We start from the raw sequence: 11,698 nt of genomic DNA, 5'->3' as shown, positions 1-11,698 counted from the left end.
GCACCGTGCGGTGCGGCGGCGTTTGATCAGCCGCTATTTCCCCGCCGCCGCGCGCTCGATGGTGGCGATGTCGATCTTCTGCATCGTCATCATCGCTTCCATGGCGCGGCGTCCGGCTTCGCGGTCGGCGCCGCCGACGAATTCGAGCAGACGACGCGGCGTGATCTGCCACGAAAAGCCCCAGCGGTCCTTGCACCAGCCGCAGTCCGACGCCTGGCCGCCGTTGTCGAGGATCGCGTTCCAGTAGCGGTCGGTTTCTTCCTGGCTGTCGGTGAGCACCATGAAGCTCACGGCCTCGTTCGGCTTGAAGTTCGGGCCGCCGTTCAGACCGACGAAGCGCCGCCCCAGCACCGTGAAATCCACCAGCAGTTCCGCGCCCACGCCGATGCCGGGAATCGGCGAGACGTGGCCCGCATCGACGTGGCTATCGGGGAAAGTGGCGGCGTAGAACTGCGCCGCTTCGCGCGCCTGGCCTTGATCGAACCACACGCATGTCACGAGATCGGTCATCGTTGTCTCCTCGCTGAAACGCATTTCACGCAGGGCTTTCGAGCGTAGCACCGGATGCGCGGAGCGGCCAGCGAGACTGAGCGATCCCCGCGACGCCTAAACGTCGCCTTCGCGGAACATCGACAGCGCCTGCACGGTCGCGCCGAGCATCTGCGTGGCTTCGTCGAGCGAGGGCGCAACGTAGTCGTCGATGCGCTTGAGGAACGGGCACGTGAGCGCCGCGATCGCCTGCCCCGACGGCCCGAGCACCGGGAACGTCACATCGGTCACGCCGAAGATCTGCTGGCTGTCCGTGCGCGAAACGCCCGCCGCGCGAATCTGCTCGCACGCGCTTTCCAGCGCCGCGTGATCGATCGCGACTTCGCCTTTCACCTTGGTGTGTTCGGCGAGCATGTGCGCGCGCTGCTCGGGCGACTGGAACGCGAGCATGGTGCGCCCCGAACTCGTATCGACGAGACCCACGCGCGAACCGAGTCGCACCGCGATGCCCCACGTGCCCGGCCCGTCCACCTGCGCGATCACGAGCAGGTTGCCGCGGTCGTAGACCGAGAGATGGCAGGACTGCTCGGCGTCGTTGGCGTAGCGCTGCATGAGCGGCAGCGCTTCGGCGATCAGGCGCTCCATCGGCGGATGGCGGTGCGCGAGCGCGAACAGCTTGAGGCTCAGCGCATAGCGGTCGCCGGCCTCCGAGCGCATCACGTACTGGCGCGCGACCAGTCGTTCGAGCATCCGGTAAATCTCGCTCGCGTTGCGCCCGAGCGCCTTCGTGATCTCCGCGCGCGTGAGGCCGCCGCGCTGCTCGGCGAGCAGTTCGAGGATGTCGAGCCCCTTGTCGAGCGCGGGCGCGCGATAGCGGTCGCCGTCGTCTTTCTCTTCGTGTGCCTCGTGCGCCTCGTGTGCATCGCCGGCTTCCGGCTCGACAGCCTCGGGCGGCGCGGCGGGCCGCCGCGTACGTGCGTTCGCTTTCATCGTGTCCTTGTGCGTTGCCTGCGCGCCGCCGCCTCGGGCGGCGCGCCTCTCGTGATTATTTCAAAGCGCCCTGCCGATCCACCGCCGACAAAACCCTGACGCCCCCAGGGAAATTCCCGAGCCTTGCTGCACTGCACATTCCTTGACCTTGGATCGTGCGTATATGAATAATAGGTTCACTGGTGAACATACGCCAGTGTCGTCTGGATTGGAAAGAGAAGTGGAAGGGGCAGTCGCAGCGCCGCCGGCGCGCTTCGCTTTTTCATGCGGGCGCGACGCGCACATGAGGTTCAACAACGACAACTTTGGAGACTGACATGGCGTTCGCAACCGGGCCGCACGCGGCCTGCCGCTTGATTCAAACGCGCAAGGCGCGCGCGTCGCTGCGCCTCGCCGCGAAGACCCTGTGCACGGCGGCCGTCTGCGCGGCCGCGTTCGGCGCAGCGGGGATGGCCCAGGCCGCGGACGCGGGCAAGGTCGGCCTCGGCCTGCCGCTGCTCACGTCGCCGTTCTGGCAGTCGTACAACAACTATCTCGGCGTGTACGCGAAACAGATGGGCATCGACATTCTCGCGCCCGTCAACTCGAACAACGACCCCGCGCAGCAGATCACCGACATGAACAACATGGTGAATCTGGGCGCGAAGGGCATCGTGGTCGGGCCGATCGATTCGGCCGCCATCAGCCGCGCGCTCGATAACGCCGCGCAAAAGAACGTCAAGGTCGTGGCCGTGGACGTGGCGCCCACCCAGGGCAACGTGGCGATGGTCGTGCGCGCCGACAACCACGCTTATGGCGAAAAGGCCTGCAAGTACATCGGCGAGCACGTGAAGTCGGGCAAGGTCGTGCAGATCATGGGCGACCTCGCATCGGTGAACGGACGCGACCGCTCCGAGGCGTTCCGCGCCTGCCTGAAGAACTATCCGTCGCTGTCGCTGCTGGAGATTCCGGCGGCCTGGAAGGGCGATGTGGCCGCGAGCGCGCTCGACAGCCTGCTGACCGCGAACCCCGACGTCAAGGCGATCTACATGCAGGCGGGCGGCGTCTATCTCTCGCCCACGCTGCAGACGCTGCGCCGCAAGCAACTGCTGTTTCCGGCGGGCGACGCGAAGCATATCGTGATCGTCTCGAATGACGGCATTCCGCAGGAATACGAAGCGATTCGCAAGGGCGAGATCGACGCGACGATTTCGCAGCCCGCCGATCTCTACGCGAAATACGGCCTCTATTACATCAAGGCCGCGCTGGAGGGCAAGACGTTCAAGCCGGGCAAGACCGATCACGACAGCACCATCGTGCAGTTGCAGCCCGGCGTGCTCGAAGACCAGTTGCCCGCGCCGCTCGTGACGAAGCAGAACGTCGACGACAAGAACCTCTGGGGCAATACGGTCAAATGAGCCGTCAAATGAGCGATCGAACCAGCGATCGAACCAGCGATCGAACCGAAGCCGCGCCGCTCGCGCTGTCACGCGAGCGCGCGGCGCGCTCGCTGCCGCCGGTGGTCGAGGCGAGCGGCGTGACGAAGCGCTTCGGCTCCACGGCGGCGCTGTCGAACGTGAGCCTGCGCGTGACGGCGGGCGAGTCGCACGCGCTCGTGGGGCGCAACGGCGCGGGCAAGTCCACGCTCGTGTCGATCCTCACGGGCCTGCGCAAGCCCGACGAAGGCGCGGTGCATTTCAACGGCGAGCCCGCGCCGCCCATCGCCGAGCGCGATGCGTGGCGCGAGCGCGTGGCCTGCGTCTATCAGCACTCGACGATCATCCGCGATCTCACGGTCGCGGAGAATCTTTTCATCAATCGCCAGCCGGTGAAGCGCGGCGTGATCGACTGGACGAGCATGCGCCGCGACGCGCGTGCGCTGCTCGACCACTGGCGCATCGACGTGCGCGAGGACGCGCGTGCGGGCGATCTCACGGTGGAGGCGCGCCAGCTTGTCGAGATCGCGCGGGCGCTCTCATACGGCGCGCGTTTCATCATCCTCGACGAACCTACCGCGCAGCTCGACGGCGAGGAAATCAAACGCCTCTTTCGCCGCATCGACGAATTGCAGCGCGAGGGCGTGACGTTCCTGTTCATCTCGCACCACTTGCAGGAGGTGTACGAGATTTGCCAGGCCGTCACGGTGCTGCGCGATGCGCGCCATATCGTCAGCGCGCCGGTTGCCGAGTTGCCGCGCGAACGCCTGATCGAAGCGATGACGGGCGAGCGCGGCGGCCTGAATGTCGCCGATGCCGCCGCGCGTGCGGCCTTGCCCGCCGACGCCGCGCTCGCGCTCGACGTGCGCAACATCACGGGCGCCGACTACGCGAACGTCTCGTTGCAGATCCGGCGCGGCGAAGTCGTGGGTCTCACGGGCGCGACCAGCAGCGGACGCACGAGCGTGGGCGAAGCGATTGCAGGGCTCACGGCGCAGCAGTCGGGCGAGATCCGCGTGAACGGCGCGGCGCTCAAGCCCGGCGACGTGCCGCACGCGCTCGCGAGCGGCGTGGGCTGCGTGCCGAAGGACCGCCATCACGAAGGGCTCGTGCTCACGCAGTCGGTGGCCGAAAACGCGTCGATGACGATTGCGGGCCTGCTCGGCCGCCTCGGTTTTGCGCCGCCCGCGAAGAAGCAGCAGGTGGGCAAACGCATGATCGAGGCGCTCGGCATCGTCGCGCAGGGACCGGATCATGTGGTGTCGGGGCTCTCGGGCGGCAATCAGCAGAAGGTCGTGATGGCGCGCGCATTGGCAAGTAATCCTGACGTTCTCGTGCTGATCGATCCCACCGCGGGCGTCGATGTGAAATCGAAAGAAGCGCTGCTCTCGGTCGTCGACCGCGTGCGCGACGAAGGCAAGGCCGTGCTCGTGGTGTCGAGCGAACTCGACGATCTGCGCACCTGCGACCGTGTGCTCGTGATGTTTCGCGGCAACGTGGCGCAGGAATTCGCGGCGGGCTGGCAGGACCATGAACTGATTGCATCGGTCGAAGGAGTCGATCTCCATGAAGAATAGTGTTTCGACGCCCGCGTTCGCGGCCGCGCAAGGCGACCTCGCCGCCACGGGCAAACGCGCGCGTCCGCGCATCGAGTTCGCGCGTCTGCGCGATCTCGCGCTGCTGCCCGCGCTCGTGTTGCTGCTGGTGATCGGCGGCTTCGTGAGCCCGAGTTTTCTGACGAAGGCGAATCTGATCAGCGTACTGGGCGCGTCGGCGGCGCTCGCGCTCGTCGTGCTCGCCGAGTCGCTGATCGTGCTGACCGGCAAGTTCGATCTCTCGCTCGAATCGACCGTGGGCATTGCGCCCGCCGTGGGCGCAATGCTCGTGATGCCGGCTGCGTCGGCGGGCTTCGGCCTGCAATGGCCCGCGTTCGCGGGCCTGATCGCGATCGTCGCGGTGGGCGCGCTGATCGGATTCGTCAACGGTTTTCTGGTGGTGCGGCTGCGCCTGAATGCGTTCATCGTCACGCTCGCGATGCTGATCGTGCTGCGCGGCATGCTGGTCGGAGCGACCAAGGGCGGCACGCTGTTCGACATGCCGCCGTCGTTCTTCGCGCTCGCCACCACCATCGTGCTCGGCCTGCCGCTTTCGGTGTGGCTCGCGGCGGCGGCGTTCGCGGTCGCGGCCTTCATGCTGCGCTATCACCGAGTGGGCCGCGCGCTCTACGCGATCGGCGGCAATCCCGATGCGGCGCGCGCGGCGGGCATTCGCGTCGAGCGCATCACGTGGGGCGTGTTCGTGCTCGGCAGCATTCTCGCGGCGATCGGCGGGCTGATCGTGACGGGCTACGTGGGCGCGATCAACGCGAACCAGGGCAACGGCATGATCTTCACGGTGTTCGCGGCGGCGGTGATCGGCGGCATTTCGCTCGACGGCGGCAAGGGCACGATGTTCGGCGCGCTGCTGGGCGTGCTGCTGCTCGGCGTGGTGCAGAACCTGCTCACGCTCGCCCAGGTGCCGTCGTTCTGGGTGCAGGCGATCTACGGCGCGATCATCCTCGGCTCGCTGATGGTGGCGCGGCTCGCGGGCGGCGAAGCCCAGAACTGAACGCGGAGAAAGAACTTGAACAGCAGCCCCGGACACACCGATGCGCGCCTCATCCTGCTCGCGCCCGACGATAACTGCCTGATCGCCGCCGCGCGTCTCGCGGCGGGCGAGACGGTGGAGATCGAAGGCGAGCGCGTGACGCTCGCGCAGACCATCGAACTGGGCCACAAGATCGCGCGGCGCGCGCTCGCGAAAGACGAAAAAGTGCTGCGCTACGGCGCGCGCATCGGCCACGTAACGGCGGACGTGCCGCGCGGCGCGCATCTGCATACGCACAACCTCGAAAGCGATTATTTGCCGACGTACACGCACGACGCGGGCCACGAGTTCGTGCCGCACCGCTAAGCAAGGGACATTGCCATGACTTCATCCAACGCCGAAGCCGCGCGCGCCGATGCGCCGATGCTCGAAGGCTGGCCGCGCAGCGACGGCCGCAAGGGCATCCGCAACGTGGTCGCCGTGGCTTATCTGGTCGAGTGCGCGCATCACGTGGCGCGCGAGATCGTCGCGCAGTTTCGCGAGCCGCTTTACGACGACGAACACGCGTTCGACGCGGCGCGCGTGTCGAACGAATCGCCCGTGCATCTGATCGGCTTTCCGGGCTGCTACCCGAACAGCTATGCCGAGAAGATGATGACGCGCCTCACCACGCATCCGAACGTGGGCGCGGTGCTGTTCGTTTCGCTGGGCTGCGAGAGCATGAACAAGCACTATCTGGTCGAGCAGGTGCGCGCGAGCGGACGCCCCGTGGAAGTGCTGACGATTCAGGAAAAGGGCGGCACGCGCAGCACGATTCAATATGGCGTCGACTGGGTGCGCGGCGCGCGCGCGCAACTCGCGCAGCAAAAGAAGGTGCCGATGCGGCTCGACGAACTCGTGGTCGGCACGATCTGCGGCGGCTCGGACGGCACGAGCGGCATCACGGCGAATCCGGCCGTGGGGCGTGCGTTCGATCATCTGATCGAAGCGGGTTCGGCCTGCATCTTCGAGGAAACCGGCGAGCTGGTGGGCTGCGAATATCACATGAAAAGCCGCGCGGCGCGGCCCGAACTCGGCGACGCCATCGTCGAATGCGTGGCCAAGGCGGCGCGCTATTACTCGATCCTCGGGCACGGTTCGTTCGCGGTCGGCAACGCCGATGGCGGGCTCACCACGCAAGAGGAAAAGTCGCTGGGCGCGTATGCGAAAAGCGGCGCTTCGCCGATCGTCGGCATCGTGAAGCCGGGCGATGTGCCGCCCACGGGCGGCCTGTATCTGCTCGATGTGGTGCCGGACGGCGAGCCACGTTTCGGATTCCCGAATATCAGCGACAACGCGGAGATCGCCGAACTGATCGCCTGCGGCGCGCATGTGATTCTGTTCACGACCGGGCGCGGTTCGGTGGTGGGGTCGGCGCTTTCGCCAGTCATCAAGGTGTGCGCGAATCCGCTCACGTATCGCAATCTCGCGGGCGACATGGATATCGACGCGGGCCGCATTCTCGAAGGCCGCGCGACGCTCGACGAAGTGGGCCGCGAAGTGTTCGACGTCACGCTCGCGGTCGCGCAAGGCGCACGGTCGAAGTCGGAATCGCTCGGGCATCAGGAATTCATTCTCACGTATAAGACCTTCGAGCCGGTCGGTCCCGCGTGCTTGCCCGCGAACGCGCGCGTGCCCGTGCATGTGGCCGTCGAGCATTGAATCGCCGATCAAACTGGAGACGAGCCGCATGGCGCAGGCATTTCATCCACAGGTGACGCAGCGTCGGCGCATCGGGCGCACGGCGCTCGAAGTGAGCGCGCTGGGTCTCGGCACGGCGCCGCTCGGCGGCCTGTATCGCGACCTCAGCGACGAGGAAGCGCGCGCGACCGTCGATGCAGCGTGGGCCGCGGGCGTGCGTTATTTCGACACCGCGCCGCACTACGGCCACACGAAGGCGGAGCATCGTCTCGGCGATGCGCTGCGCCGTTATCCGCGTCATGAGTACGTGCTCTCGACCAAGGTCGGCCGCCGTTTCGTGCCGCGCACGCACGCGTATGACGGCAGCGAAGGCTGGCAAAACCCGCTGCCGTTCGAGGCGATTTACGACTACACGCGCGACGGCATTCTGCGTTCGTTCGAAGACAGCCAGATGCGTCTGGGACTCGTCGATATCGACATGCTGCTTGTGCACGACATCGGCCGCTTCACGCACGGCGATCGCAACGCGCATTACTGGCGGCAATTGAGCGAGGGCGGCGGCTTTCGCGCGCTCGATGAATTGCGCGCGTCGGGCGTGGTGAAGGCGATTGGTTTTGGCGTGAACGAGCGCGAAGTGATACGCGACGCGATGCGCGAATTCGATATCGATTGCGCGCTGCTCGCGGGCCGCTACACGCTGCTCGAACAGCAGCCGCTCGACGATCTGCTGCCCGCGTGCGTGGAGCGCGGCGTGAGCATCCTGCTCGGCGGCGCGTTCAATTCGGGCATTCTCGCGCGCGGCGTGTCGGGCGATCGCAAGTTCAACTACGGCGACGCGCCGCCCGAAGTGGTGGAGCGCGTGGCGCGGCTCGAAGCGGTGTGCCGTCGATATGACGCGCCGCTCGCGGCGGCGGCCTTGCAGTTTCCGTACGCGCATCCGGCTGTGGCGACGGTGCTCACGGGCGCGCGCAGCGCGGCGGAATTGCAGGAGAACGTGGCGTCGTTCGAGACGGCCTTGCCTGCGGAGCTTTGGCTGGCGTTGCGCGATGAGGGGCTCGTCGATGCGCGTGCGCCGTTGCCGAAAAAGTCCGCATCATGAGCGACGATGTCTTGCTCGAAGCGATCGACGCGCATCAGCATTACTGGGACCCGGCGCGCGGCGATTATGGCTGGCTCACGCCTGAGTTGAGCACGCTTTATCGCCCGTTTCTGCCCGCCGATCTCGCGCCGCTGCGCGCCGCGTGCGGCGTCGCGCGCACGGTGCTCGTGCAGGCCGCGCAGACCGTCGAGGAAACGCGCTGGTTGCTCGATCTCGCGCGTGACGACGCGTCGATTGCGGGCGTGGTCGGCTGGGTGCCGCTCGACGATGCGCGCGCGCCCGAATTGATCGCCGAACTCGCGCGCGAACCGAAACTGTGCGCCGTGCGTCCGATGCTGCAAGACCTGCCCGACGACGACTGGATCGCGAATGCGCAGACGGCACGCGCCATCGACGCGCTGATTGAGCACGACCTCGCCTTCGATGCGCTGATCTTCACGCGCCACGCGCGCGCGCTCGAAACCTTTCTCACGCGGCATCCGGCGTTGCGCGTGGTGATCGATCATGGCGCGAAGCCGCCGATTCGCGACGGCGGCGTGGACTCGTCGGGTTTCGCGGCGTGGTCGCAAGCCATCGCGCGGCTCGCGCGCTTTCCGCAAGTGTTCTGCAAGGTGTCCGGGCTCGCGACGGAAGCCGCGCCGGGCTGGCGTGCAGCGACGCTGCGCCCGTGGGTCGCGCATCTGCTCGAATGTTTCGGCGCTCGCCGCCTGATGTGGGGCAGCGACTGGCCCGTGCTCAATCTCAACGGCGACTACACGCGCTGGCACGACTGCGCGCAGCAGCTTTTCGCGGATCGGAACGACGGCGAACGCGCCGCGATCTTCGGCGGCAACGCGGCGGCGTTTTATCGTTTGTCGCCGCTTCGATAGCCGGTTCGAACGCGGCAGCGAATCTGGCTCGAACATGACGGCAAGCTGGCGCGAATCGGTCGCGAAGCGGTCTCACGCGCCGCGCCGTTCCAGCCGGTTAGAAAACATCCGCGCAAGCCGCACGATGCGCGCGCCTCTGGCCATAATGGCCGTTTGCGGCATCGCATCGATCGGCATCCAGGCTTCATCATCAATCGCGCTTTCTTTGGGAGTGGCAGATGGGACAACGACTGGCCGGCAAGACGGCCTTGATCACCGCGGCGGGCCAGGGCATCGGCTACGCGGCCGCCGAACTGTTCGCGCGCGAAGGCGCACGCGTGATCGCGACCGACCTGCGCATCGACGCGCTCAAGGCGCTGCCCGTCGAGGCGCGCAAGCTCGACGTGCTCGACGGCGCGGCGATCCGCGCGCTGGCCGCGGAAGTCGGCAAGGTCGACGTGCTGTTCAACTGCGCGGGCTTCGTGCACGCGGGCTCGATTCTCGAAGCGAGCGAGGAAGACTGGGACCTCGCCTTCGATCTGAACGCCAAGGCCATGTACCACACGATCCGCGCGTTTCTGCCCGCGATGCTGGAGGCGGGCGGCGGTTCGATCATCAATATGTCGTCGGCGGCGTCGAGCGTGAAGGGCGTGCCCAACCGCTTCGTCTACGGCGCGTCGAAGGCGGCTGTGATAGGGTTGACGAAGGCCGTGGCCGCCGACTTCGTGACGCGCGGCATCCGCTGCAACGCGATCTGCCCCGGCACCGTGGCCTCGCCCTCGCTGGAGGAGCGCATCGCGGCGCAGGCGGCGGCGCAGGGCACCACGGTCGACGCGGCGCGCGCCGCGTTCGTCGCGCGCCAGCCGATGGGCCGCGTGGGCAAGCCCGAGGAAATCGCGGCGCTCGCGCTCTATCTGGCCTCGGACGAGTCGGGCTTCACGACCGGCCAGGCGCATGTGATCGACGGCGGGTGGTCGAACTAGTTCGCTCCCTCGCGTGACAGGTCACGCTACATTCACGCGCGGCGCGCAGGCGTCGCGCACGAGACATCGAAGAGACAAGGAACACAGACGATGAAACTGCTTCGCTACGGCCCGAAGGGCCACGAAAAGCCCGGCCTGCTCGACGCCGAAGGCCGCATCCGCGCGCTTTCGGGCGCGGTCGCCGACATTGCCGGCGACGTGCTCTCCGACGCGGGCCTCGCGCAGCTGCGCACGATCGATCCCGAAACGCTGCCGCTCGTCGAAGGCAATCCGCGTCTCGGTCCGTGCGTGGGCCATATCGGCAAGATGGTGTGTATCGGTCTGAACTATGCCGATCACGCCGCCGAATCGAACATGCCTGTGCCGGCCGAGCCCGTGGTGTTCAACAAGTGGACGAGCGCGATCGTCGGCCCGAACGACGACATCGAAATTCCGCGCGGCTCGGTCAAGACCGACTGGGAAGTGGAACTCGGCGTGGTGATCGGCAAGCCCACGAAGAACGTGAGCGAGGCTGAGGCGCTGAACCACGTGGCGGGCTACTGCGTGATCAACGACGTGTCGGAGCGCGAGTGGCAGATCGAGCGCGGCGGTCAGTGGGACAAGGGCAAGGGTTTCGATACGTTCGGCCCGACCGGCCCGTGGCTCGTCACGCGCGACGAGGTGCCCGATCCGCAGAATCTTTCGCTGTGGCTCGAAGTGGACGGCCATCGCTATCAGAACGGCAACACGCGCACGATGATCTTCACGGTCGCGAAGCTCGTGTCGTATCTCTCGCAGTGCATGAGCCTGCAGCCGGGCGACGTGATTTCCACCGGCACGCCGCCGGGCGTGGGCATGGGCGTGAAGCCGAACGCGATTTACCTGAAGGCGGGGCAGACGGTGCGCCTCGGCATCGAAGGGCTCGGCGAGCAGACGCAGAAGACGCGCGCCGCCGAATGACGGCGAACGTCTCGCTCCTGCGAGGCGATCGATAAGGAAACGGCCGCGGGCAATCCGCGGCCGTTTGTCTTTCAGCGCGGTAAGGGATGCCGCGCCGATGGTGTCATGGCGTCATGGCGTCATGTCGGCTTCAGGCCGAATGGCCGTTGTTGTCGCCGTTATCGACCATGCGGTTGATGGTGCCTTGCGCGATCGCGACGAGCCGTTCGCCGCCATCCTCCATCACGAACACGCTGCACTGGCAGGTGGCCTGCTGGCGCCCCGCGTGGATCACGCGCGCCCGCGCCATCAGCGTGCCGCCGATCGCCGGCCGCAGATAGTTGATCTTGTATTCGCCCGTCACCACGCGCGGCCCGAGCGCCAGCGCGCCCGCGAACGTGAGGGCGTTGTCGGCGAGATAGCTGATGACTCCGCCGTGCACGAAGCCGTGCTGCTGCTTGAGTTCGTCGCGCACGAGCAGGCGCAGGGTGAGCTCGTCGGCGCCGACGTGCATCAGTTCCGTGCCCAGCAACACGCTGAACGGCTGCGCGTGCAGCGCGCCGCGCGCGCGATCCACCAGATCTGTCATCGCTCATCCCCTGGGCTCGCGCCCCTCGGTTTCCTAACCACTCTAGGAAGCGTCTTGCGGCGGCGCAAGGTAAATCGAAGGGGCAATCGAAGATTCATCCC

General features: G+C 66.9%; 12 protein-coding genes. 9 read left to right on the top strand and 3 right to left on the bottom strand.

Annotated features, from left to right (window positions below):
- Positions 1 to 33: 33 nt before the first annotated feature.
- Both LDO54_RS37565 and LDO54_RS37560 read right to left on the bottom strand, forming a co-directional pair.
- Positions 34 to 510: a VOC family protein gene (locus LDO54_RS37565; RefSeq protein WP_224018044.1), complete on the bottom strand. Its 477-nt coding sequence runs from the start codon at positions 508 to 510 to the stop codon at positions 34 to 36.
- Positions 511 to 606: 96 nt separating this feature from the next.
- Positions 607 to 1,479, bottom strand: coding sequence for an IclR family transcriptional regulator (locus LDO54_RS37560; protein ID WP_224018042.1), 873 nt, complete (start codon positions 1,477 to 1,479; stop codon positions 607 to 609).
- A 449-nt stretch (positions 1,480 to 1,928) separates the two neighbouring features.
- On the opposite strand from LDO54_RS37560, the gene LDO54_RS37555 reads away from it, so the two are divergent.
- From LDO54_RS37555 to LDO54_RS37515, 9 genes are all read left to right on the top strand, one after another.
- Complete coding sequence (locus tag LDO54_RS37555; protein ID WP_224018127.1) at positions 1,929 to 2,876, top strand: sugar ABC transporter substrate-binding protein; 948 nt, start codon at positions 1,929 to 1,931, stop codon at positions 2,874 to 2,876.
- 8 nt (positions 2,877 to 2,884) lie between these two features.
- Positions 2,885 to 4,471 (top strand): sugar ABC transporter ATP-binding protein, encoded by a 1,587-nt coding sequence (locus tag LDO54_RS37550; protein ID WP_224018040.1) that lies wholly within the window; start codon positions 2,885 to 2,887, stop codon positions 4,469 to 4,471.
- Positions 4,461 to 5,501: an ABC transporter permease gene (locus LDO54_RS37545; RefSeq protein ID WP_224018038.1), complete on the top strand. Its 1,041-nt coding sequence runs from the start codon at positions 4,461 to 4,463 to the stop codon at positions 5,499 to 5,501. The genes LDO54_RS37550 and LDO54_RS37545 overlap by 11 nt, the downstream gene beginning before the upstream one ends.
- A 15-nt stretch (positions 5,502 to 5,516) precedes the next feature.
- Positions 5,517 to 5,846 (top strand): UxaA family hydrolase, encoded by a 330-nt coding sequence (locus LDO54_RS37540; protein ID WP_224018036.1) that lies wholly within the window; start codon positions 5,517 to 5,519, stop codon positions 5,844 to 5,846.
- A gap of 15 nt (positions 5,847 to 5,861) precedes the next feature.
- Positions 5,862 to 7,181, top strand: a complete 1,320-nt coding sequence (locus LDO54_RS37535; protein WP_224018035.1) for a UxaA family hydrolase — start codon at positions 5,862 to 5,864, stop codon at positions 7,179 to 7,181.
- Between the two features lie 28 nt (positions 7,182 to 7,209).
- Positions 7,210 to 8,259 (top strand): aldo/keto reductase, encoded by a 1,050-nt coding sequence (locus tag LDO54_RS37530; protein ID WP_224018033.1) that lies wholly within the window; start codon positions 7,210 to 7,212, stop codon positions 8,257 to 8,259.
- Positions 8,256 to 9,128 carry an amidohydrolase family protein gene (locus tag LDO54_RS37525; protein ID WP_224018031.1) on the top strand — a complete coding sequence of 291 codons (873 nt, stop codon included), beginning with the start codon at positions 8,256 to 8,258 and terminating at the stop codon, positions 9,126 to 9,128. The genes LDO54_RS37530 and LDO54_RS37525 overlap by 4 nt, the downstream gene beginning before the upstream one ends.
- 218 nt (positions 9,129 to 9,346) lie before the next feature.
- A complete protein-coding gene (locus tag LDO54_RS37520; RefSeq protein ID WP_224018029.1) occupies positions 9,347 to 10,090 on the top strand; it encodes an SDR family oxidoreductase in 744 nt (247 codons plus the stop codon).
- Positions 10,091 to 10,180: 90 nt separating this feature from the next.
- On the top strand, positions 10,181 to 11,029 hold the full coding sequence (locus LDO54_RS37515; protein ID WP_224018027.1) for an ureidoglycolate lyase: 849 nt from the start codon (positions 10,181 to 10,183) through the stop codon (positions 11,027 to 11,029).
- Positions 11,030 to 11,159: 130 nt separating this feature from the next.
- On the opposite strand, the gene LDO54_RS37510 is transcribed toward LDO54_RS37515, so the two are convergent.
- The gene (locus LDO54_RS37510) at positions 11,160 to 11,597 is read right to left on the bottom strand and encodes a PaaI family thioesterase (RefSeq protein WP_224018025.1); all 438 of its coding nucleotides are present in this window, start codon (positions 11,595 to 11,597) and stop codon (positions 11,160 to 11,162) included.
- Positions 11,598 to 11,698: the final 101 nt, after the last annotated feature.

It is taken from the genome of Paraburkholderia tropica, from assembly GCF_914484835.1.
GTDB lineage: Bacteria > Pseudomonadota > Gammaproteobacteria > Burkholderiales > Burkholderiaceae > Paraburkholderia > Paraburkholderia tropica_A.
Note: the sequence above shows the minus strand (reverse complement) of the source record. Positions and strands in the feature narration are given on the sequence as shown.

Coding starts and splice junctions, on each gene's coding strand:
- LDO54_RS37565 (WP_224018044.1), bottom strand. CDS start 510: ATGACCGATCTCGTGACATGCGTGTGGTTCGATCAAGGCCAGGCGCGC.
- LDO54_RS37560 (WP_224018042.1), bottom strand. CDS start 1,479: ATGAAAGCGAACGCACGTACGCGGCGGCCCGCCGCGCCGCCCGAGGCT.
- LDO54_RS37555 (WP_224018127.1), top strand. CDS start 1,929: ATGGCCCAGGCCGCGGACGCGGGCAAGGTCGGCCTCGGCCTGCCGCTG.
- LDO54_RS37550 (WP_224018040.1), top strand. CDS start 2,885: ATGAGCGATCGAACCAGCGATCGAACCAGCGATCGAACCGAAGCCGCG.
- LDO54_RS37545 (WP_224018038.1), top strand. CDS start 4,461: ATGAAGAATAGTGTTTCGACGCCCGCGTTCGCGGCCGCGCAAGGCGAC.
- LDO54_RS37535 (WP_224018035.1), top strand. CDS start 5,862: ATGACTTCATCCAACGCCGAAGCCGCGCGCGCCGATGCGCCGATGCTC.
- LDO54_RS37530 (WP_224018033.1), top strand. CDS start 7,210: ATGGCGCAGGCATTTCATCCACAGGTGACGCAGCGTCGGCGCATCGGG.
- LDO54_RS37525 (WP_224018031.1), top strand. CDS start 8,256: ATGAGCGACGATGTCTTGCTCGAAGCGATCGACGCGCATCAGCATTAC.
- LDO54_RS37520 (WP_224018029.1), top strand. CDS start 9,347: ATGGGACAACGACTGGCCGGCAAGACGGCCTTGATCACCGCGGCGGGC.
- LDO54_RS37515 (WP_224018027.1), top strand. CDS start 10,181: ATGAAACTGCTTCGCTACGGCCCGAAGGGCCACGAAAAGCCCGGCCTG.
- LDO54_RS37510 (WP_224018025.1), bottom strand. CDS start 11,597: ATGACAGATCTGGTGGATCGCGCGCGCGGCGCGCTGCACGCGCAGCCG.